The sequence below is a fragment of the Streptomyces sclerotialus genome, assembly GCF_040907265.1.
Lineage (GTDB): Bacteria > Actinomycetota > Actinomycetes > Streptomycetales > Streptomycetaceae > Streptomyces > Streptomyces sclerotialus.
Genome location: NZ_JBFOHP010000002.1, coordinates 83897 through 104669, shown reverse-complemented (window position 1 = coordinate 104669; position 20773 = coordinate 83897). Strand labels below are relative to the sequence as shown.

Genomic DNA, 20773 nt, shown 5'->3' with positions numbered 1-20773 from the left:
CAGCAGGGGTACCGAACCGGCCGGCACGGCATGCAATTGCCCCCTCCTCTCCCCAGCCGGGCGCGTCGAGTACCGGCGCCTCCTGATCGACGTCGGCACGTCGGCACGTCGGCACGTCGGCACGTCGGCACGTCGGCACGTCGGTGCGTCGGTGCGTCGGTGCGTCGGTGCGTCGGGACGTCGGGACGTCGGCGCGTCTGCGCACCGGCGCGCCGAGGAGTCGTGTACCGGTGCCGGCCTGTGATCACGCCGCCGACAACCACGGCACCACGGCACCACGGCACCACGGCACCTCCTGAACCTGTCGATGAACGCACTCACGCCTCTACCATGACCAAGGTCACGATTCAACGACCAAGGACGGACACGACACACGATCCAATGGGGGACTCGGGGGCAATGGGGGACTCGGGGGCGGCGGCATGATCCGGTTACGGCGGGCGGTGGCGCACCGGCGTGTGGCGTGGCTGGTGGCGTCCGCCCTGTCCTGGTTGCTGTGCGTGCCGTTCTTCGGCCCTTACGCGGCCTTGGCCGGACTCGTCGTCGCGGGCGCGGCCTTCGGTGGCGCCCTCCGCGGTCGCCTGCGTTCCCCCTCCCGGTACCCCGAGCGCCGGGTGCTGGTCTGGGCGCTGGCGACCGCGCTGGTGCAGGGCGGTGGCGCCTGGGCGATGCGCCGGCAGGCACTGCCCGTCGCCTACGGGGAAGCCGTGGCCGGCGCGCGCCCGGAGTCGGTGCGGGTGGTGCTGGAGTGGTTGGACGGGCAGGCGTACGGGGCGCTCTTCGGCCCCTCGTACGCACAGTGGTACTGGCCGCTGCTGGTGGCGGGCGCGGGGCTGCTGGCCGGCGGAGGGAGCGTGGCGCTGCGCGAGTGGTCGGCGCGGCTGGCCGCCTCCCGCGACCCGTTCGACGAGCGCCTGCGCATCTCCGAGGTGCCGGAGCCGGTGACCCGTACCGAGAAGGTCTTCCTCAGCTATTCCCGCAGGGACGCCGACCTCGCATGCCGGCTGGTCGACCGCCTGCAGGGACGGGTCGGGGACGTCTGGGTCGACTGGCGGGCCATCAAGCCCTCCACCCAATGGCGTGAGGAGCTGAGCGAGGCCATCCGCTCCTCGGATGCGCTGGTGGCCCTGGTCAGTCCCGACTCGCTTCGCTCCACATACTGCTGGGACGAGTGCAAGCAGGCCATCGATCTGGGTAAACGCATACTGCCCGTGATCGTTTCGCCGGACTTCACTCATGGGGTCACGGCGGCGCTGTGCGACGCGGAGTGGGATGAACTCACCGCCTATCAGTTCCTGGACATGTCGACTCCACAGGCGTTCGAGGCCGGAGTCGACGCCATCGCCCGCTTCGTCTCCCGGGAGCACGACTGGGTGGCCTTCCACACCCGTCTGGGCCTCCAGGCGCACGCCTGGAAGACCAACGGCAGCAGCGACGGCCTGCTGCTGCGCCCGCACGAGGTGCGTCTGGCCGAGTCGTGGCGGCGCAACACCCCCGCCGACCCGGACTTCAAAGCCGAACTCACCCGCCTCCAGGAGGAGTTCATCGCGGCGAGCGGCGCGGCGGTACGACGCCGGGCGCGGCGCGGGCGCATGGGCGGGGGAGCGGTGCTGGGTGCGCTGCTCGCGCTCGGCTCTCTGGTGGTCTCGGTCCAGACGGAGACCGCCGAGGACCGCCGCCTTGCGCTGTCGCGCACCCTGGCTGCGGCCTCCGAGGTGGCCCCGTACCCCGGTATGCAGCGGTCGCTGCTGCTGAGCGCCGCGGCGTACGAGACGGCGCGGACCAACGCGGCGCAAAGCCGGATGGCCGAGCGGCTCTTACGGTTCAACCACGTGGCGAGGGTGCTGGCGACCGGGGTCGACGACGTCAACGACGCGGCCTTCAGCCGGGACGGGGCATCTTTCGTGTTCACTCTGGCCGACCCCGAGCGCACTGAAGTCTGGGACACCGGCCGGTGGCGGCATCGCACGACGATTCCGGGCGCCCTGCCCCGAGAAGGAGCGAGATGGCCTTGCGAGTCACCCGAACTGAGCCCGTCCGGCGGCTCGCTCACGTGCCGGGACGGCAGAGAGGAGCGGCTTGTGGAGACAGGGTGGGACCCGGGGGAGGGCAAGTACGTGGCCGCCCTTTCAGAAGACGGCCGCCGCGCCCTCGTAGGCATCGAGAGTGCGGAGCGCGAACGGCAATCTGGTTGGGTCGAGCGCGAACGGGCCGAGGTCTGGGACGTGGACGAGCGCCGCAAGCTGGGCGACGTGGACGTCGAGCAACTGCGGGACCGGGGGCTGCGGATCGGGACCGCCATCGACGACTCACGGCTCGCGGCCCTGGTCACTGTCCCGGTCCATGGCATGTGGCTGGCGGCGTCCAAGTACGGGGTGGTGCCGTCCTCCGATCCCGTAACCCCGTTTCGAGGCTTGGACGCCCACACTAAGATCATCCATAGTCCGGACGGCGGCAAGGCCGTCACCCTGACCGAGGATGGCACCCTCCTGGCATGGGACACCCGCTCGGGTGGTCGGCTCGCCGCGGAGACCCCCGCGCCAGGGCTCGCCCCCGAGCAGCTCTTCAACCGCACCGCGCTGAGCCCCGACCGCCGCACCATGGCCGTAGCACAGGGCTCCGAAGTACGACTGCTGAACACCGCCGACGGCTCGCGGCGCGCCAACGTACGTCTCGATGGCAGAGGTGACGCACTGGCCTTCTCCCACGACGGCCGTCGCCTTGCGGTGACGCACGCGGTGTTCGACAAGGGCGAGAAAGCGGCCCAGGGGGCCCAAGGGCCGCCCGGAAGGCTCATCACGGAGGTCTTCGACGTGTCCGGCGGACGGCGGACGGCCGTGCTGCGCAGCCCGCACCAGACCGCCATGGCCTATGTCGGAGGTATGGCCTTCTCCACCGACGACCGGCGGCTGTTCATCGCCGAGACGCGCTCGAGCCACATCCTGGAGTGGGACATCCGGCGGCAGCGCGTGGCCCGGACCTTCACCTCGCGCGAGACCGGCTTCCTCGACCAGATGGTGATGAGCCCGGACGGCCGGAGGCTGGCCGCGGTCGACCGCCAGCAAGTGATACACCTCTGGGACACCGCCTCCGGCACGCATGCCGCGCTCCCGAAGCCGGCCGAGGGCGCGCTGGCCTTCACCCCTGACAGCGAGTGGCTGCTCAGCGCGGGGCAAGAGGGCATCCGACGGTGGCGGCTGTCGGACTACCGGGAAGAGACGCCCCCGCTCGCGGTCGGGCGCAATCAGTACATTCGCAGCATGCGCATCACGCCCGACGGCAGACACGCCGTCCTGGTCTCCGCCGACCGGGACACACTGTGGTTGGACAACGTCGGCGGTGACGTACGTCTGTGGGACCTGTCCCGTCAGGAGCCCATCGGTCCGGTACTGGCGAAGACCACCGGCTCGGCGGTACCGGAGCTGACTCCCGACGGCAGCCGCGCCGTTTTCGCCGCGCAAGGAAAGATCGTCTCCGTTGCGGTATCGCCCGGCACCTGGCACAAACAGCTGTGCGCGCTCACCACCCGCCCGCTCGGCAAGGACGAGTGGCGCGCGGTCGCGCCCCTACAGCGCTATCCATCGGTGTGCGGCCGGCAGGAGTGAACGCTCACGCGGCGCGCTCGGTGACCTTGCTTGTACCGGTAACTCCTGCCTGTACCGGTAACTCCTGCCTGTACCGGTAACTCCTGCCTGTACCGGCAACTAGGGCGTTGCTTTCGGATCGCCTCGGCGGCCGGATGAAGACGGGGGCGAGCTGGAGTCCGCCGAGGTGGACGGTGGACGCGGGGCACTTCCGTCAGGCCCCGCGCGCCGCCGCGGCCGGCGCCGGTGATGAACAGGGCCTCGCCGGTGAGCAGGCCGATGGGTGCGCTGTCCGCCGCGGCCGGCCACCGCAGAAACCGCCGCTTGCCCGGGGGAGATCCGCGGCCGGTGCTACCAGGTGCGTGCGGTGCGGCGCAGGTCCTCAAAGCTCGCGCGCAGGTGGTGCTCGAGCGTTCGGTGCTCCGGGTCGGTCAGCCACCGGGCTGTGCCGAGTCGGTGCGCGGCGGCACAGACGGAGGCGGTCAGCGTTGCCGCCGGATCGGGCAGACCCCGCGCGCGCAGTGCGTCGGCGATCGCCTCGTCCAGGGCTGCTACTTTCGCGCGTTCGCGTTCCCGCAGGTCGGCATGCGCATCGAGGAGTTTCCTGCGGAGCTGTGCCGCCTCCCGGTGCCGGTCGAACCAGTCACTGCCGGCGGTGAAGGCCGCGAGGACCGCGTCGAGCGGGGACTGCTCCGGGGGTGCGGCGGCCACCGTTTCGCGGACCTCGGCGACGAACACGTCCTGACCGGGGAAGAGCACCTCGCGTTTGTCGGCGAAGTGGTTGTAGAAGGTGCGCTCGGTCAGTCCGGCCCGCGTCGCGATCTCGGCGACTGTCGTGCGTTCGTAGCCGCGCTCGGTGAACAACTCGATCGCGGCTTCCTGGAGCCGTTCCTGCGTGCCGCCCGGCCATCGTCCCATGGCACGCAGCGTAGTGATTACAGAAACTGCAATCAATGTGTACGGTGATTTCAGAATCTGCAATCACTCTGGTGCTGCGGGACAGTACTGCGTCCCGGGTGGACGACGCGCCTCGCGGACCGGAATCGGACGGAGGAGTTCGTGATGGACGCTGCCGGACAGCAGGTGGGAGTGTTCCTGGGAGGCCCGTTCGCGCAGGCACCCGGAACGACCAACCTCGTGGACCGGGCTGTGGACCTCGCGCACGAGGTCGCCGGCGCGGGCGTGCACACCCTGTGGTTCGGGCAGGGGTCGGACTACGACGCGCCCCAACTCGCGGCGCTGGTGGGCCGGACGGAGCCCCGGGTGCACGTCGGCACGTCGGTCGTGCCGATGCACCCTCGCCATCCCCTGCTGCTCGCGGCGGCGGCGAAGACGGCGCAGGCAGCCACCGCGGGGCGTTTCCGGCTCGGTGTCGGGCTCGGGGCACGCACCGTGCTCGAGCCGATGTTCGGCCTGGCGTACCCGCCGCAGATCCGGCACCTGCGCGAGTACCTCACCGCACTGCGCCCGTTGCTGGACGGCGACGACACCGTCTTCGAAGGGGAGACGCTGGCGTCCCGTCCGGTCGGCTCGACGGCTGTGGCCGGGGCTTCCCCGGCGATCCCCGTTCTGGTGGCGGCGATGGGGCCGCGGGCCCTCGCGGCTGCCGGCGAGTTGGCCGACGGAACGATTCCGTTCCTCGCCGGGCCGCGCACGCTCGCTGAACGGATCGTGCCGGCCATCACCGAGGCCGCCGCCGCGGCCGGGCGACCGGCCCCGCAGATCGTGGCCGGGGTGCCCGCGGTGGTCACCGACGATGCCGCAGCGGCCCGCGACCGGGTGTCGGCCGCCCTCGGTTTCTACGACAGCATCCCGTCCTACCGGAAGGTCATCGCCGCCGAGGGGCTGTCGCGCGCGGCGGACCTGCTGATCGCCGGCGACGAGGACACCGTCGTCGCCGGGTTGCGCCGCTATCTCGATGCCGGGGCCACCGAGGTCATGCTCACCCACACCGACCTCTTCGAGAGGGAAGAGCGCGTACGGACCTGGAGCGTCGCCCAGCGCCTGTGAGCCGGGGCCGGACCGGCTGCGGCTTCCTCTGCCATGACCGCGCCGGGCCCCGACGACCCGCTGCCGGACCGGTCACCATCAGCACGTCGCGGGGCCTGTCCCATGGGCGGCGCGGCCTCGTCGTAGCGGGTGGCCAGGCCGCGCCACTGCTTGAGCTTGTTGATGCACCGCTCGACGGTGTTGCGCTGCTTGTAAGCCTCGCGGTCGAACGTGGGTGGTCTGCCGCCGTGTTGGCCGCGCCGCTTGCGCTTGGCGGTCTGGTCGGCGGGCTTGCGGGATGACGGCCCGGATGCGGCGTGCGCGCAGATGGGTGCGGATGGCGCGGGAGGAGTACGCCTTGTCCGCCAGGACCATGAGCGGCGTGGTGCGCGGTCGGCCGATCGGCCGGGGAACCCGCAAGCGGGCCATCACCTGCGGAAACGCCGGGGCGTCTCCGGCCTGTCCCGGGGTGAGGTGGAAGGCCGGCGGCCGGCATCCGCCGTCCGCGGCCAGGTGGATCTTCGTGGTCAGTCCGCCGCGGGAGCGTCCGAGGGCATGGTGGTGCGGCTCGCCGGCCGGGGCCCCTTTTGACGAGCCACGGCCGCGTGCTGGTGCGCGCGCACGACGGTGGAGACGACCGCGATCACCCAGTCCAGGTCGCCTTCGGCGTCGGCCTGGGCCAGCAGGGCGGTGAAGACCTTCTCCCAAGTGCCGTCGGCGGCCCACTTGCGCAGCCGGTTATGCACGCCCTTCCAGGAGCCGAACTGTTCGGGCAGGTCCATCCACGGAGAACCGGTGCGGTACTTCCACGCGATCGCGTCGATGACCTGCCGGTGATCCCGCCACCGTCCACCCCGCCTCGGCGTGCGGTCCGGGAGCAGCGGCTCAATCCGCGCCCACCGGGCGTCAGTTAGCGACACGCCCAACCCAACGATCGGATGATCCCAAGGAAACGCCCCAGGCCTATACAAGAGCTACTTCACCAGCCACTTCACCAGCCACTTCCCTATCCGCGCCTCGTTCTGGATGGATACCACGTCCTCTCGGAGCGCTGTACGAAATCGCTGTTGTGCTGGCCGCCGTCATCGCTGTCCTTCTGGCGCGACTGCGACCACACGTTCTGGTGTCGCCACACTTTGGGGGCGGCCGACTCGGCGCGCTCGCCACGTTGTTGACCAGCTGGCAGGCTTTCGTTGTGTGCGAGGCGTTGAGCGTGCCCTGCGAGCTCTCCTCGCCTCGCTCATCTCCGCCCTGCAATTCCGATCTGCAATTTCGTCCTGCAATTCCGACTTGGGTCTCGGACCTGCAACTCCGCGGCGTGAGCGAACCAGGTGCGTTACCGGGCGTACACGATCTGATGCCCACGTGAGGTGCGGAGCTGCGGTGCGGAACTGCCGTGCGGGGGGCTGCCGTCCAGAGCTGCTGTGCAGGGCTGCCGGTCGGGGATGACCTCTGGGCGATCGAGCTCATACACGGCTTCGGCTTCTCGAGGCCAGCTGACGACGCACGATCAGCCGGATAGGTGCCTTTCGAAGCGACTGCCACACCTTCTCCAGGTGACGCCGGATCAGGAGCTTCGACCACCGACCCGCGGCCGGCGACTCGTGTCACGAAACGGAGCGCTTGCAGCCACCGCAGACACCGCCAACTGCCTGCGCCGGGCTGGCTGGCCACCCGCCCGGGGACGGACCTGGGCATGGACGGGAGGCGCTGTGTCGAGGCCGGTAGCCCGGGGCCCGACACGCTGGAGCGGCAGTGCGCCAACAGCGTATGAGCCGGGTGTTAGTCGATCATCAGCGGTGGCGCACAGGAGGGTGGTGTGCAGGACGCGGAACGCACCACGTACCGAGCGCACTCCAACTACCCGGGAGGTTTCCATGCCGCGCAAGACCGCCCTTCGCCGCACCCGTACCTTCGCGGCGGCCTCGCTGATCACCGTTGCGGCGTTCTCGCTCACCGCCTGCGGTGGCGGCGATACCGCAACCGGTGCCAAGGGAGGCCCGTCCCCGGTCGCCACGCCCGTCCACCCGGGCGGTACGCCCACCGTCGACCCGAATCCGGGCGGTACGCCCACCGTGGACCCGAGCGCTGCCGTAGCCATGGCGGCGCCGGACCCAATGACGCGCTGACCTCCACCAATATCTCCCTCTCCATCGCCGGCCGGCACGCCGAATACCTCCAGGAGGTGACCAGCCTGTCCGGGCAGGAGGCGAAGGTGCTGCGTGGTCGCACCCACTCCAAGTACTTCGACAACTTCATCAAGGGGCTGAAGCCGACGTATGTCGCCCTTGTCCTGCACGACGATGAGGGCAGGGTGGTCAAGAAGTACAGGATGAGCAAGCCCAGGGTCACCCGGGTCGACATCGCGGCCGGGGACCCCAACACTCAGACCGTCACGATCCGCTTCCAGAAGCTGACCATCGGCTGATGGTCGTCCCGCTGTCCCGTTGTCCCGCTGTCCCACTGCCCCGTGACTGCTCGTTGCAGGTGCTGAGCCGTCCGGCTTCCGGATTGCCGGTCACCCAGGGATTGTCAGTGGACTGGGGCACACTGGCGGCATGAGCGCCTTTTCGTCCACCTCAGCCGATGCCTCCGCTGTTTCTCCTGTCTGGGTGGAGTCGATGGGCGGTCCCTTGATCGTCATCCCCGTCTCCGCGCTGGCTGCATGGCGAGGGAGCACGCAGGCCGGGGCAGTCATGGGAGACGCGACCGCTCCAGGTGACTGTGACTACGACCGTGCCTGTGCGGTGGACGGTCTGGCCGGTGTGATAGCCGTCGGTGACAGCGGCGCGCAGGCACTGGTACTGGCGGATGAGCCGGCCACCAGCTGCTACCTGCCCGAGCATCGAGCCTTCCTGCGCTGGCTCGCCGCCGACGACTCCGCCGACGACTCCGCCGACTCCGGTGACCGGCTGAAGGCTGCAGCCGAGGCTGTTCTTGCGGATTCTGCCACCGAGTGGGAGGAGTGCGGCATATGGATGTCGGACGGCCCGGCCGTCCTCATGGACTCGGCAGAGGCCGGCGCTGATTCGAGCGTCGCATATCCCGGTGGTGAAATGCCCGCTCAGGCGCCGATCCCGCTGCCTACGGGCCACTGGAGGGTCCGCGCAGTCCACACCGAGGCGGACGAGGACAACTGGGTCGGCTTGGTCCAGCTCCTACCCAGCGTTCAGCTTCTGCCCAGCGAAACCTGACTGCGCATTAGGCGAGCGCGTTCACATGCTGTGCGCGCGAAATTGTGCAGGTGAGCGATGCCGAGCATCGCGCGCTGGATGCCCTCGCCTCTCAGTCGGCAGGCATGTAGTCACGTAGTCATGCAGTCACGTAGTCACGAAAAACCTTGCAAATCTTCATCCGCGCGAAGGCGTGCTCGCCGCAGCCGCAGCCGCAGCCGCAGCCGCAGCGGTGGACGCGGACGCGGGGGTGCGAGGCGACGTGCCGCTGCTTCCATGCCGGTACACGGTCCCCGCCCGGAGCACGCCGATATCCCGGAGGGCGCCGATATCCCGGAGCACACCGATATGCGGATGCATTCCTGACGGGCTTCAGGTTGGATCTACGGTGTCGTCGTGGGGGAGGGAGCAAGAGAGGTGTCAATCGATGCCGGTCAGGAGCGGCCCGCGCTGCTGCCGCCCAATGGGCCTCACTGGGTGGGGACGGAGGCTGTCCATCTCGTCGACGCGGCCCGCCCCGACCCCTGGGAGACAGCCCGCCCGCGAGAGGTGATGGTGCAGCTTTGGTACCCCGCCATGCCGGACGAAGGCGCATCATCCCTCCCCGCACGCTATCTTCCGCCTGCCGTGGCTGCACTGGTCCTCGATGGCTGGGCCGAGGAGGACGAGGAACTCGACCCGGCGCTGGTCGGCGTCCTGGCGGAGGTACGGACGCACGCTTACGAAGGGGCCTCTGCTGTGAGCGGCGGCCCCAGACCACTGGTTCTTCTCTCCCCGGGCCTAGGCGAGTACCGAGCCGGTCTGGCCTGCCTCGCCGAGGAGTTGGCTTCCCACGGATTCATCGCTGCCTGCGTGGACCATCCGTCGGATGCGGCAGCGGTTCAGTTGCCCGACGGACGCATCGTCGCCCACCGGGAGCCGGACTTCGGCCCTACCGAAACAGGCGAAGGAGGCGGAGACATGACCGACCTGCAGCACCGCTACCTCGCCACCCGTATCGACGACCTGCGCTTCGTCCTGAACCGGCTGCTGGCACGCGACAGCCGGTGGAGCACACTGATCGATCCGGCTCGGATTGGTGTCGCCGGGCACTCCCTTGGTGCGGCCGCCGCCGCGGAGGTTGCACGCCTCGACTCCCGTCCCGCCGCAGTGGCCCTCATCGACGGGTCTCTGTACGGCGGTGTCCTCACTGCCGGCCTCGATGTGCCTGTGCTCCTGTGCGGTCTGACGCCACCTGACCCGGACGACCCGCAGATCCTGGCGGGCTGGGAACAAGTGTGGCCGCTGCTGCGTGGGCCACGACGCTGGACGACGGTGCGCGGCGCCGGACACATGTCCGCAACCGACTTCGATGTCCTGGCTGGGCCGTTAGGTCTGCGAGAGGCCGGACACCCCGACGACCTGGCCGCATTCGGCACCTTGCCATCTGGCCGGGGCGTGACGGTGGTACGGAAAGTCCTCACCGCGTTCTTCGAAGAACACCTGACCGACCGCGCCCCGCAGTCGCCGCCGGGGGAGCCCGACGGCTCGCCCGAACACCCGGTCGATGCCGCTCGAGAACGATAGACCGCGCCCACTCGAGCGACCGCGCCCACTCGAGCGACCGCGCCCACCCGAGCGGCCAACCCAGCCCGAGCGGCCAACCCGGCGCGAGGACGTCCTGGCCGACACGGCGTATTCACCCCGCGCTGTCCGCTCGATCACCTACGGAACCGCAACGCATGTAGGGGGGCGAAGAAACCGCGGATCGGCATGGGAGTGCCGTCGGTGACGTAGTAGGGCGCGCCGTGGCGGCCTCGGGTGAGGGCCAGTACGACGGCGTCGGTGGCGCCACAGGGCAGCGTGAGCTACCAGTTGTCTGATCCGGAGCGCCCCGGGAAGAGCGTCGAGGTTGCCATCCAGGGCTGACTGACGGGGCGGCACTGGGCCCAGGCATCAGCCCTGCAAGCAGGGCAGCGCGGCCAATGGCTGTTCGGCTGTCGCCGCCGGGAGGAGAGCGAGGCCGGGCTTCACGCCGGTCCGCATGGCCACCGTCACCGCCTCGCTGTGGGTGCTGCCTCGCTGTGGTTACTGGTGGTGGTATTGGCTGACACCGTCTCCTCGGTCTTGTGGTCTCAGCGATCGCAGCTCGCGCTGCCCCTGCGAAAACCGCGAGAGTCGGAACACGTGGAGCCCGCAGGATTCCTCAGGACATTCGCCAGGACTTTCCTCAGGACATCTGCCAGGACTTTCGCCAAGGCAATTCCTCAGGGCGCGATGTTGTGGTTCAGGCGGAACAGGTTGCCCGGGTCGTAGTGCCGCTTCACCTCCGTCAGCCGGGCGAGATTGCCGCGGTAGTTGGCCTGGACGCGGTCCTGGTCGTCGCTGTCGACGAAGTTCACGTAGGCGCCCGCCATGGAGTACGGTTCGAGCGCCCGATGGTAGGCGCCCACCCAGGCCTTCTGGGCCTCGCACTCCTCGCGGGTGGTGAGGGCCGGGCTGAGAGCGATCGAGTAGTCGGCGTCCCGGTAGGAGAAGGCGGTGTCCTCCGGACCCACCCGGTGGCAGGCGCCGTCGATCGGGAAGACTGCCGTCACGCTCTGGATGGACGGGGTCGTGGCACCGTACTCGATGAATGCGTCGATCGCGCCGTCCGGCAGGCCCTCTGTGAAGGCACCCTTCCAGTACTGGAAGAGGCCGGCCGGTACGAGGTCGTCGAACAGGGTGTTGATCATCGGATACGGAAGGCGCTCCACCATCCGGCCCAGCACCGGTCCCAGTGCGGCGACACGGTCACGGACCCGGTCGTCCTCGTCCTTCGGCCCCGTCCAGCATGCGATCACGCCGCACAGCGGGCGCCCGTGCCAGCGTTCGGGAAGGAACGGCACCGGCGTTCCGAGTCCGACGATGAGCAGCGCGCCGAGCCGCTCGTCGCCCTCGGCGATCAGCTCCCGATACCGGCGGATCACGTCGCCGTCGAGCGGGAAGAACGTCGGCCCGCCCAGGATGTCGGCGATGGGGTGCAGCCGGTATACGAAGGACGTGACGACGCCGAAGTTCCCACCACCCCCGCGCACCGCCCACATCAGGTCGCTGTTCTGCTCGTCGGTGCAGGTCAGGAAGGAGCCGTCGGCGGTCACCAGGTCCACCGAGGTGAGGTTGTCGCAGACCAGGCCGCAGCGGCGGGCCAGATAGCCCATGCCGCCACCCGTCGTCAGACCGCCCACCCCGGTGGTGGAGACGATCCCGCCGGTGGTGGCCAGGCCGAAGGCGTGCGTGGCGTGGTTGACGTCCGCCCAGGTGCAGCCGCCCTCGACCCGCGCCGTGCGCGTGCCGGGGTCGACGCGGATCCCGCGCATCCGTCCCAGGTCGAGGACGACCCCGTCGTCGCAGGTTCCGTAGCCGGATACGCTGTGGCTGCCGCCGCGTACCGCAAGCGTCAGGCCCCGCTCCCGGGCGAAGCCGACGGTGGCCATGACGTCGCCCGCGTCGACGGCCCGGACCACGATCGCCGGCCGCTTGTCGTGCAGGGCGTTGTAGACCTTGCGGGCCTCGTCGTAGTCCGGGTCGCCCGGCTCGACGAGCTCGCCGCGCACGGAACCACGCAGCCGCTCCCGCAGGCTGTCGTCGCGGGCCGGTGTGGAGTTGGTCATGGCCGCCACCTGCTTTCCGCTCGGGTGTGGGGAACCGCTTGAGTGCGGGAAAACCGCTTGGGTGCGGGAAAATCGCTCGGGTGCGGGAAAACCGCTCGCGTGTGTTGGCAAGCGTTCGCGTGCGGGGCAAGCGTTCGTGTGTGGGGCAAGTGCTCGTGTGCGGGGAACTCCCGTGCCCGAAAGGGGCACAGGCCCGGTCTATGCGGAGAGCGGGGTACCTCTCATCGTCGGAATGGCCCATCCGCGGCGGAGCGGGCATGGGCAGAACGGCCCATCACGCCAGCCCGTGCGTGTACGCGTACGCCGTTGCCGCCGCCCGTGAGGACACGTCGAGTTTGGCGAAGATGTTGTTGAGGTGGCGGGCGACCGTGTGCTCGCTGATCACCAGCTTCGCGGCGATGGCCCGGTTCGTCCGGCCTGCCGCGACCAGCCGCAGCACCTCGATCTCGCGCTCGGTGAGCCCGCCTGGCTGTTGTCCGCGCACATCGGCGAGCAGGGCCGCGGCCCGGCGCGTGTCCGGCACCGCGCCCAGTTCCTCGAAGGTCTGCCGTGCGGCCCGCAGCTCCATCCGGGCACCCTCGACGTCACCGGCGGCCCGGTGGGCGGCGGCCAGCGTCATGCGCACCTGTGCCGCCTCGTACGGCACCGCCAGCTCCAGCCAGAGCGTCAGGGCCCGGTGCAGCAGTGGCAGTGCCCGGTCGAGATCGCGCTCCGCCAAGGCCACCGCGCCGCCCGCCGACGCCGCGCTCGCGTGCAGTGGGGTTCCCGCCGAACCGCACCGCTCCTGCCAGTCCTCGGCCGCGCGGACCAGCTTCTCTGCCGCCGCTCGCGCCTCGTCGAGCCGGCTGAGCGCAAGACAGACCTCCACCCGGGCCGCGAGCAGTCGGCACCGTTCGATACCACTGGTCCCGTCACCCGCGAGAGCCAGTCGCAGGGCCGCGGCCGAGGCCTCGGCCTTTCCCTGCGCCAGCCGCAGCAGGGCGAGGCCCGGCTGCGGGTCACGGCCGAGCTCGTGTGCGCGCTCGTACGACTGCTCGGCCGCGGCCGACTCCCCGCGCCGCCGCTGGATCTCGCCCAGCACGTAGAACGCCTCGGCGGCCATCCGCCGCTCGTACGGCAGCAGTTCCTCGCAGGTCCGTACGGCCTCGGCCGCCGCACACGTCCAACGGCCCCGCAGCTGCAGCACCTGCACCCGGTGCACTCGGCACAGCCCCCGGAAATTGTTCTCCGCCGGCATCGAGGCGCACCACCGCATGGCCGCGTCGGTCCATTCGGCGGCGCGCCCGAGGTCGGCACAGGCCATGCATTGCATCAGGCCCAGGCAGTAGATCCAGCCGGTGAAGAAGGCGCTGAGTTCACCGGCCATCGCCGCGCACATCGTGTCGTCGAGCAGATCGAGCCCGTCGGCGACCCGGCCCCGCGCGACCAGGACGGCCGCCTGCACCTGGACCGCCATGGCGTCGAGGTCCGGGCTGTCGCAGCGCCGGGCGATCTGGGCCATTCGACGGGCCGAGGCCGTCGCCTCGTCGAGCGCGCCCCGCTGCTGTGCCGCTTCCGCGTCCGTCCAGGCGAGATAACACTGCTCGACGCACTCGGGCTCCCCGCACAGGTGCCGCCGGGCCCGGCGCAGCCAGCCCGCGGCCACGGCCGCACGTCCGGCCATCTGATGCTCGTTGAAGAGCATCCAGGCGCAGTACGCGGCCCGCCGGGCGGCCCCCGCCGCCGCATACCCGGAGTAGGCCCTCACTCGGTGGACGATCGACTCCTCGATACGACTCGTCCACCAGGCGGCATCGGCGAGCGCGGCGCAGTCGTCAGAGGTGAGACGAGCGGTGTCCAGGCCGGACAGCAAGCCGTAGGCATCGGCCCACGCCTCCCGCGCCACGGCATCTCGCGCCCGACGCAGCACGTCCATGGCCGCCTCGTCGGCCCTCCGCTCAGTCACACGCGGCTCCCTTCCCGCTCGCCGCGAGCAGGACCGTCCCTCTCCAGGATAGGCAGGACCGCATACCTACGGTCGTCAACTGTGGTCGGTGCACGGGCGCTTGGAACTGGGGGAGCGTTCGTGGTCGCGGGACTGGACGACATCCAGCGCACGCTCGCGCAGTTCGGCACTGGGGGCACCGCAGAACGCAGCGCCGTCGGCGACGTCCAGGTCCGCCCCGCCGCGCGTGTGCAGACTCCAGTACGGATTCTGCGGGTCCTGCGGTTTCTGCGGATCCTACGGATTGTGCTGCTTCTGGGGCGGCTCCCAGGGCAGGGATGACGGCCCGGCCGGGACCGGACAGACGAGGAAGGGAATAGCGTTGTCAGACCTGCCTGCAATGCTGCGCCAATACCGGGCGATGACAGGTGTCGCCGAGATCGGCGTTGGAGGGGCAGAGTGACCGGTAACGATGACGGCTGGACGGGCATGGGCTGGGAGAGTTGGAAGGACCTCGACGGCATCCGGCGGCGCCTTGATGAGGGAGCCGATCCAGAGATGCTGAGCGGGCGGCGCCCCCTGCACCGGGCGGCGTTCTTCGGCTCACCGGAAGTCGTGACGGAACTGGCTCGTCGTGTTGTGGACGTGGACGCGCTCGAGGACGGGACGCCCGCCTTGTGGGAAGCCGTCCTGTCCGGCCGACCGGACAACGCGCGAGCCCTCGCCGCTGCCGGCGCAGACCCCTGGCGGCCCGTGATAGGCGGCTGGTCACCGGGGCGGCTCAGCTTGGCCGGACCGACACCAGACCTGTTCGTGAGGCCTGCGCAAGAGCGGGGGCTGAGTGAGGAGGAGCGAGCGGCGGCACAGGAAGGCAAACGGCTCGTCGCCGCGCTGGGAGACCTTCACTACGAGGGCACGGGGCTGGCATGTGTGGCCGGGATCGACGCCGAGGAAGCGATACATCGCTTGGAGGCGGCACCGGCGGGAGCCGAGGAACTTGAGGAACTGCTTGAGGAACCGTGGGCGTACGACTTCGATGAGAGTCTGCGGATCGTCGGCGTGACAACCGTGCCGGGCGGTTGCGTCGTCACTCAGCCGTGGGGGTACATGCCGTCGACACCAGGTGTACTGTCGCGCCTGTCCACCGGAACCGTCTGCTACGGCCTGTACGCCAATCCCAAGAGCGGCAACCAGGGCAGCATCGTCCGTAACGGCATCGTCGAAGGTTCGGATCTTCACCCGGGCGGTGGACCGGACCTTGACGACACCGCCGAGGAAGTTCTGGCCTCGTACCTCTACCGGTACAACGCTGTGGCGTACTCATGTGCCTTCGCCGGACTGCGACTTACCGACGCACGCGCCGTCGTGGGGCCGCCCGATAGGTGGGTCGAGCTGCCGGAGCGCAACTACTGGGAGCACTGAGTCAAGACTGTCCGAAGCAGTTGGGTGCACGGGCGAGACCGGCAGTCATCAACTGCCGGTCAGCCTGTCAGGCCGTCGCCCGCGGAGTGGTGAACTGGCGAGGCGGTTCCAAAGCTGCGACGCCAGGACGGCCCGGCGCCGGCCTCCGGGAGGGCGATGCGCCGTTCACCAGCTCCCTCTCCTGCTCGGCGGTGGTGGTGGACATGCTGCACCACCTCGACCCGCAGCCAGGGGACCAGGTCCTGGAGGTCGGCACGGGAACCGGCTACAGCGCGGCACTGCTGACCTGTCGCGTCGGGGCTGACAACCTGGTGACGGTAGAGATCGACGCGGGCCTCGCAACGTCCGCCCGGACCAACCTCGCCAAGCTGGGGATGACGCCGCAGGTGCTGGTCGGCGACGGCGAGCAGGGCTGGCCGTCGGGTGCACCGTATGACCGCATCATGTCCACCGCCGCGGTCCGCGAAGTACCCACGGCCTGGGTGGAGCAACTGCGCCCCGGCGGCGTGCTCCTCACCCCGCTGGACACGCCCTTCGGCTGCGACGGCCTACTGCTCCTGACAGCCGATGGTCACGGCGCCGCCGACGGCCACCTCATCAACGGGGTGTCGTTCATGAAAGTGCGTGGGCAGCGCGACCGGCGTTCGTTCCGGGAGCTGGGGTGGCCCTTGTGGGAGGACTACCGGGTACGTGTGGGGCCGGTAGGGCAGCGCATCCGCACCGTGCCGTGAGTGAACCGGATGGACGGCGACTGATGAACGCCGCTGCCTTTGAGGCGGAAATCCCTCAGCACTTTCCAGCTCTTCCAGCGATTTCTAGCAATGTCCAGCACTTTCCAACTCTTCAGGCGAGGCAGGCGGTCACATGTGGACATCAGGGTGCCGTCAACGATGTAGACGGCACCCTTGGGCGCCGACGCGCCGGCGAGATGGCCAGCAGCGGTGTACGTGACCGAGGACGCGGTCAGCCGCGGACTTCGATGTCCCGAACAGTCGCGCAAACTGGCGCACGTGAGATTCGTGCGCCCGTACGTAGCCGCCAGCTTGGCGAACTGCGCCTCGGTCAGCCCGGAGAAGGGCTCGATCCGACTTCGGATCATCCGCTGAGATCACCCCGCCCATGCCAGGCCAACGCGGCAACCGCCATCGCAGTTACGGGACAACCGTCGGAAGCGCCTTTTGTCGCGGTTTCCCTCATAGCGCCTCTTCGCTCAGGAAGTTGGTCAGCGGGGGCTGGTACTGACCGTCTCGCATTCAGTCGTGTTGAAAGCGCCGAGAAAGTATGGGGTGCCGCAGTGGTTGCTGGCTTCGGTGGTGCTGGACGAAGCGAAGTTGGACAGCAGTCCTCCCGAAACGGTGTCTTGCTTGTCCTGGTTTCCTTCGGTCACGGTTTTGCAGCGGGTTGTGTGGAAGATTTGGATGGTGCCGCTGTTGCATTTGTTGGACTGGCCGGCCGAGTTGAGGCTACCCATGTTGGAGAGGGTGCCTCCGATGAGGTCGAAGCCCTCGTCGGCCGCTGCGTGCCCGCTGGTCCCCAATGGCATGAAGAGTGCAGCAGCAAGGCTCAATCCATACCGTGCATGCCGTTTCATCATTTCTTATTCATTCTCCAAATCGTTTCACTGGAGGCAGTATTGGCCCCTACTTATACATGTGAACTCTCACTCGTGGTCGGTAAGTGCACGCCTTCGGCGTGTGTGGCGAGGAAGTGTGTGCGGCGAGGAAGTGTATGCAAGGCCACCGAAAGGCAAGGATCTTGTCGTTTATCTTCGGGCAGGGCCGCACCCTTCGTGCCGCCCTGCCCGAAGATAAAGAACAAGCACATGATCCGGTCATGGCTGAGTGAGGGGACGGCGGCACGCCGCGCGGGCGGTACGTGCGCGTGCATCTGCCGGACGGCCAGGGGGCCCACGCCACCATCCGCAGCCGCGAGCAAGACCACACCGGCGCCTGGTGGTACGCAGTGGGGGTGGTACGCAGTGGAGATCGTCGTGGCGGACCGGCTGCCTGCCGTTGGCGGTTTCGTCCAGCAGTGCCGCGTCGTCAGCTTGACGGTTGGCTCTCCCACGGTGGAGCCGATAGAGGGCCAGGATCACAGCGTCTCGGACCCGGCCCGGACGGCATCGGCGCATCGGCATCGAAGGGTCGTTGACCCGTCCCGATCGACCGCGACGGGCTAGAGTGGGTGCGCCGCTCCGACTGCCGCCAGGCCGGGAACACAACACCCGGAGTTGGATCAGGATGCTCGGGCGGGGCTGGAGGATCTCGCGCGCACCCGGCCCGCCCCGTCTGCCGGCCCGGGGCCGTGCTGCGCATCGTGTCGTACGCCTTCAGAGGGGTAGGGCGCGCCGCTGCGGCAGAGTCGGCCTGAAAGAGCCGAAGCGCTCCTCCAGGTCCTCGATGCGCTCCGCGCGGCGGACGAGCAGATGTGTCGGCCGATACATCTGCCGATATATCGTCAGAGTATCGGCCCGTGCGTCCACTGCATCGTGTGAAAGAGCGTAGAGCCCGCAACGGCATCGGCCCCACCCTGAGATCAGGGTGGGGCCAGTCCCATGTGCGCGGCAGACGGTCAGGTCGGGGCGATGAGGACGCCGGGAAGGTCACCTGCCTTCACGGCTTCCTGGTCGATGGCCACGCCCGTGTAGGCGCCCACGGCGGTGAACACCAGCTCGGGCAGGCGTTCGCCATGCTCCTCGAAGTACGCGACGACTTCGGACTCACTGGCCTCAGGCATCGACGGGAACACCGCCCCCGCGGCGCCGAGGGTGGCATCGACGGCCGAGCCCTGCCCGGTGTCGGTGCCGAAGTCAGCCCGGTACGCGCAGGCATCGGGCGCATGGATGATCAGGGCCGGGGGACTGAAGCGGTTGGCGGTCAGGCAGAGGACCTCTTCGCCCTCGCAGGGAAGCATCGACTCGGCCTTGCCCTGGTAGCCGGTCGCCCAGGTTGCCATGCCCCAGTTCTCCAGCACATACGTCCACTCACCGCACGTGCCGTACATGGCGCGGTTGAGGTGGGTGGAGGGCCGGCCCGGCTGCCCGGCCGGTGCGCGCAGCTCCCTGCACGGGGTGCGCGCGGCCAGCTCGTCGAGGTGGGCACCCAGGTTGATGAGGAACTCGTCCGTCTCCACGCCTCGGGCCAGCGTCAGCGAGATGCCGCCGAGCATGCCGGGCACGGCCGAGGAGGGGGTGTGGTGGTGTGTGCCTATCCACGCGATGCCGTCACTCATGCCGGTCAAACTATCGGCCGGGTGCTGGCGTACTGGCGTACTGGCGTACTGGTGGCGGTTGTGATGGTGCCAAGTGCCGGAACGAGGAGTGCGCCTCGTCGCCGAACCGGGAGCCGGGGAACGCCTCGGCGACGTAAACGTGCAACTTTCAACGAGCAACTTTCAACGAGCAACGTTCAACGGGCTACGTATCACGTGTGACCAGGGGATTCGGTCGTTCAGGCCCTCTAGGGGGTACCGGCCGAGTTGACCGGATGCTGCCTCCGTTTTACGCTCGAACCTGTGCGGAGACAGCCTCCGTTTTTCGTGTCGCGGCATCGTGACAGGTGGGAGGGCGTATGAACGTCGAGGGACGGCAGGGGCGCAGGCCCCGTGCGGATGTCCAGCGCAACCGTGCGGCCCTCTTGGAGGCAGCGCAGCGTCATTTCCTGAGGTTCGGGGTCGGCACCTCGCTGGAGGCGGTGGCCAAGGAGGCGGGTGTCGGTCCCGGCACGCTGTACCGGCACTTCCCGACCCGGGAGGCGCTGCTGGCCGCCGTGTTGCAGACCCGTTCGGAGGAGCTGATGGCCCGCCGGGCGGACATCGCGCAGCTCGGTGACGCCTCCGAGGCGCTGCGACAGTGGCTGCGGGCCATGGAGGAGTACTTCAGCGCCTTCAGCGGACTGCCGGAACCGCTCATGGCCGCTGCCAGGGCGCAGGAGCCGGACAACCCGCTCACCCTGCCCTGCGACCTGCTCATCACCACCACCGACGAATACGTGCGGGCCGCGCAGCTCGCGGGGCACGCGAGAGCATCGGTGAAGGGCTACGACCTCTTCCTCGCGGCCGTTTCCGTGGCCTGGATCAAGGGCACCGACGCCACCGACGAGGAGTCGCTCGACCGTTTGCGCGCGCTCATCGAAAGCGGATACCGCGAGCGGGACAACCAGGCGTAGACCGCCGGCCGCGCCCTTGCACAGGGGTAACCGGGGCCGGGGCTGCCGATCGGCCGGGCAGGAGTCGCACAGTCGTCACACCTCGCTGCTCCCTGCTGGGGAGTGGTGCAACTTCGAGGGGTACAAATCATGAGAATTGGCGTTATCGGCACGGGGGCGCTCGGGAAGACGCTGGCGCGCACGTTCAGCGCGGGCGGCCACGACGTGCAGGTGGCGAACTCCCGGGCCCCGGAGACCATCGATGCCGATGTGCTGGAGTTCGGAGCGCGAGCGGTGCGGGCGGCCGACGCGGTGCAGGGCAGGGACGTGGTGATCCTGTCCGTCCCCTTCGGGCGGATCCCCTCGGTGGCGGGACTCTTCGCCGCCGTGCCCAGCGAGACCGTGGTCGTCGACACCTCCAACTACTTCCCCCACCTCAGCGGCCCCATCGACGCGGTGGAGGGCGGCCAGGTGGAGAGCCTGTGGGTGGCCGAGCAGCTGGGACGCCCCGTGGTCAAGGCGTGGAACGCCGCCCTGGCCGGCACCTTGCAGACCAGGGGTCTGCCGGCGGGCACCCCGGGCCGCATCGCGCTTCCGGTGGCCGCCGACTCTGATGAGGCACGGTGCGTGGCCGTGCGCCTGGTGGATGAGAGCGGCTTCGATCCCCTCGACGCCGGCACCCTGGCCGACTCCTGGCGTCAGCAGCCGATGACGCCCGCCTACTGCACCGAGCTGAGCCTTGAGGATCTGGGTCCGGCCCTTCAGGCGGCCGACCGGGCCGAGGCCCCGCGCAACCGCGACCGCCAGATGGAGCGCTTCGCCGCCCTCACCGCCACGCCCACGCTCCAGGAGGTCGTCGAACTCAACCGCTCCCTCCACCGCTGACACCCCGACCGCGCCGCCA

General features: G+C 69.4%; 15 protein-coding genes and 2 pseudogenes. 10 read left to right on the top strand and 7 right to left on the bottom strand.

The features are described from left to right. Positions 1–443 precede the first annotated feature (443 nt). Positions 444–3605: a TIR domain-containing protein gene (locus AAC944_RS00560; RefSeq protein WP_030622787.1), complete on the top strand. Its 3162-nt coding sequence runs from the start codon at positions 444–446 to the stop codon at positions 3603–3605. 330 nt (positions 3606–3935) lie between these two features. Here AAC944_RS00560 and AAC944_RS00555 read toward each other — a convergent pair whose 3' ends face one another. Beyond that, the gene (locus tag AAC944_RS00555) at positions 3936–4502 is read right to left on the bottom strand and encodes a TetR/AcrR family transcriptional regulator (protein WP_030622785.1); all 567 of its coding nucleotides are present in this window, start codon (positions 4500–4502) and stop codon (positions 3936–3938) included. Between the two features lie 144 nt (positions 4503–4646). On the opposite strand from AAC944_RS00555, the gene AAC944_RS00550 reads away from it, so the two are divergent. Further along, complete coding sequence (locus tag AAC944_RS00550; protein ID WP_030622783.1) at positions 4647–5594, top strand: TIGR03564 family F420-dependent LLM class oxidoreductase; 948 nt, start codon at positions 4647–4649, stop codon at positions 5592–5594. Between the two features lie 110 nt (positions 5595–5704). Here AAC944_RS00550 and AAC944_RS00545 read toward each other — a convergent pair. Then, a pseudogene (locus tag AAC944_RS00545) lies at positions 5705–6508 on the bottom strand (IS5 family transposase); the annotation flags it as partial. A 942-nt stretch (positions 6509–7450) separates the two neighbouring features. Between AAC944_RS00545 and AAC944_RS00540 the strand changes: the two are divergent. The 4 genes from AAC944_RS00540 (at position 7451) to AAC944_RS00525 (ending at position 10312) form a co-directional block, all read left to right on the top strand. After that, the gene (locus AAC944_RS00540) at positions 7451–7702 is read left to right on the top strand and encodes a hypothetical protein (RefSeq protein WP_030622779.1); all 252 of its coding nucleotides are present in this window, start codon (positions 7451–7453) and stop codon (positions 7700–7702) included. Positions 7703–7758: 56 nt separating this feature from the next. After that, positions 7759–8001 carry a hypothetical protein gene (locus AAC944_RS00535; protein WP_030622777.1) on the top strand — a complete coding sequence of 81 codons (243 nt, stop codon included), beginning with the start codon at positions 7759–7761 and terminating at the stop codon, positions 7999–8001. 130 nt (positions 8002–8131) lie between these two features. Next, positions 8132–8767, top strand: a complete 636-nt coding sequence (locus tag AAC944_RS00530; protein ID WP_037773275.1) for an Imm21 family immunity protein — start codon at positions 8132–8134, stop codon at positions 8765–8767. 396 nt (positions 8768–9163) lie between these two features. After that, positions 9164–10312: an alpha/beta hydrolase family protein gene (locus AAC944_RS00525; RefSeq protein WP_051872323.1), complete on the top strand. Its 1149-nt coding sequence runs from the start codon at positions 9164–9166 to the stop codon at positions 10310–10312. A 680-nt stretch (positions 10313–10992) separates the two neighbouring features. Here AAC944_RS00525 and AAC944_RS00520 read toward each other — a convergent pair. Then, positions 10993–12378: an FAD-binding oxidoreductase gene (locus AAC944_RS00520; protein WP_030622771.1), complete on the bottom strand. Its 1386-nt coding sequence runs from the start codon at positions 12376–12378 to the stop codon at positions 10993–10995. 274 nt (positions 12379–12652) lie between these two features. Continuing rightward, a complete protein-coding gene (locus tag AAC944_RS00515) occupies positions 12653–14323 on the bottom strand; it encodes a LuxR C-terminal-related transcriptional regulator (RefSeq protein ID WP_438272776.1) in 1671 nt (556 codons plus the stop codon). 468 nt (positions 14324–14791) lie between these two features. Here AAC944_RS00515 and AAC944_RS00510 point away from each other — a divergent pair, with 468 nt between their 5' ends. Both AAC944_RS00510 and AAC944_RS00505 read left to right on the top strand, forming a co-directional pair. After that, positions 14792–15724: an ankyrin repeat domain-containing protein gene (locus AAC944_RS00510; RefSeq protein WP_030622765.1), complete on the top strand. Its 933-nt coding sequence runs from the start codon at positions 14792–14794 to the stop codon at positions 15722–15724. 89 nt (positions 15725–15813) lie between these two features. Then, the gene (locus AAC944_RS00505; RefSeq protein ID WP_490368254.1) at positions 15814–16455 is read left to right on the top strand and encodes a methyltransferase domain-containing protein; all 642 of its coding nucleotides are present in this window, start codon (positions 15814–15816) and stop codon (positions 16453–16455) included. A gap of 125 nt (positions 16456–16580) precedes the next feature. On the opposite strand, the pseudogene AAC944_RS00500 reads toward AAC944_RS00505, so the two are convergent. From AAC944_RS00500 to AAC944_RS00490, 3 genes and pseudogenes are all read right to left on the bottom strand, one after another. Continuing rightward, a pseudogene (locus AAC944_RS00500) lies at positions 16581–16845 on the bottom strand (helix-turn-helix domain-containing protein); the annotation flags it as partial. Positions 16846–16946: 101 nt separating this feature from the next. Beyond that, positions 16947–17318, bottom strand: coding sequence for a hypothetical protein (locus AAC944_RS00495; RefSeq protein WP_196943305.1), 372 nt, complete (start codon positions 17316–17318; stop codon positions 16947–16949). Positions 17319–18295: 977 nt separating this feature from the next. Continuing rightward, the gene (locus tag AAC944_RS00490) at positions 18296–18955 is read right to left on the bottom strand and encodes a hypothetical protein (protein ID WP_051872321.1); all 660 of its coding nucleotides are present in this window, start codon (positions 18953–18955) and stop codon (positions 18296–18298) included. A 338-nt stretch (positions 18956–19293) separates the two neighbouring features. Here AAC944_RS00490 and AAC944_RS00485 point away from each other — a divergent pair, with 338 nt between their 5' ends. Together AAC944_RS00485 and AAC944_RS00480 are read left to right on the top strand one after the other, a co-directional pair. After that, a complete protein-coding gene (locus AAC944_RS00485; RefSeq protein ID WP_030622760.1) occupies positions 19294–19890 on the top strand; it encodes a TetR/AcrR family transcriptional regulator in 597 nt (198 codons plus the stop codon). A 102-nt stretch (positions 19891–19992) separates the two neighbouring features. Beyond that, positions 19993–20754, top strand: a complete 762-nt coding sequence (locus AAC944_RS00480; protein ID WP_368396734.1) for an NADPH-dependent F420 reductase — start codon at positions 19993–19995, stop codon at positions 20752–20754. Positions 20755–20773: the final 19 nt, after the last annotated feature.

What these genes read in the sequence shown, in the direction of transcription:
- AAC944_RS00555 (WP_030622785.1), bottom strand. Translation starts at nt 4,502, where the DNA reads ATGGGACGATGGCCGGGCGGCACGCAGGAACGGCTCCAGGAAGCCGCG.
- AAC944_RS00550 (WP_030622783.1), top strand. Translation starts at nt 4,647, where the DNA reads ATGGACGCTGCCGGACAGCAGGTGGGAGTGTTCCTGGGAGGCCCGTTC.
- AAC944_RS00540 (WP_030622779.1), top strand. Translation starts at nt 7,451, where the DNA reads ATGCCGCGCAAGACCGCCCTTCGCCGCACCCGTACCTTCGCGGCGGCC.
- AAC944_RS00530 (WP_037773275.1), top strand. Translation starts at nt 8,132, where the DNA reads ATGAGCGCCTTTTCGTCCACCTCAGCCGATGCCTCCGCTGTTTCTCCT.
- AAC944_RS00520 (WP_030622771.1), bottom strand. Translation starts at nt 12,378, where the DNA reads ATGACCAACTCCACACCGGCCCGCGACGACAGCCTGCGGGAGCGGCTG.
- AAC944_RS00510 (WP_030622765.1), top strand. Translation starts at nt 14,792, where the DNA reads ATGGGCTGGGAGAGTTGGAAGGACCTCGACGGCATCCGGCGGCGCCTT.
- AAC944_RS00495 (WP_196943305.1), bottom strand. Translation starts at nt 17,318, where the DNA reads ATGATGAAACGGCATGCACGGTATGGATTGAGCCTTGCTGCTGCACTC.
- AAC944_RS00490 (WP_051872321.1), bottom strand. Translation starts at nt 18,955, where the DNA reads ATGAGTGACGGCATCGCGTGGATAGGCACACACCACCACACCCCCTCC.
- AAC944_RS00485 (WP_030622760.1), top strand. Translation starts at nt 19,294, where the DNA reads ATGAACGTCGAGGGACGGCAGGGGCGCAGGCCCCGTGCGGATGTCCAG.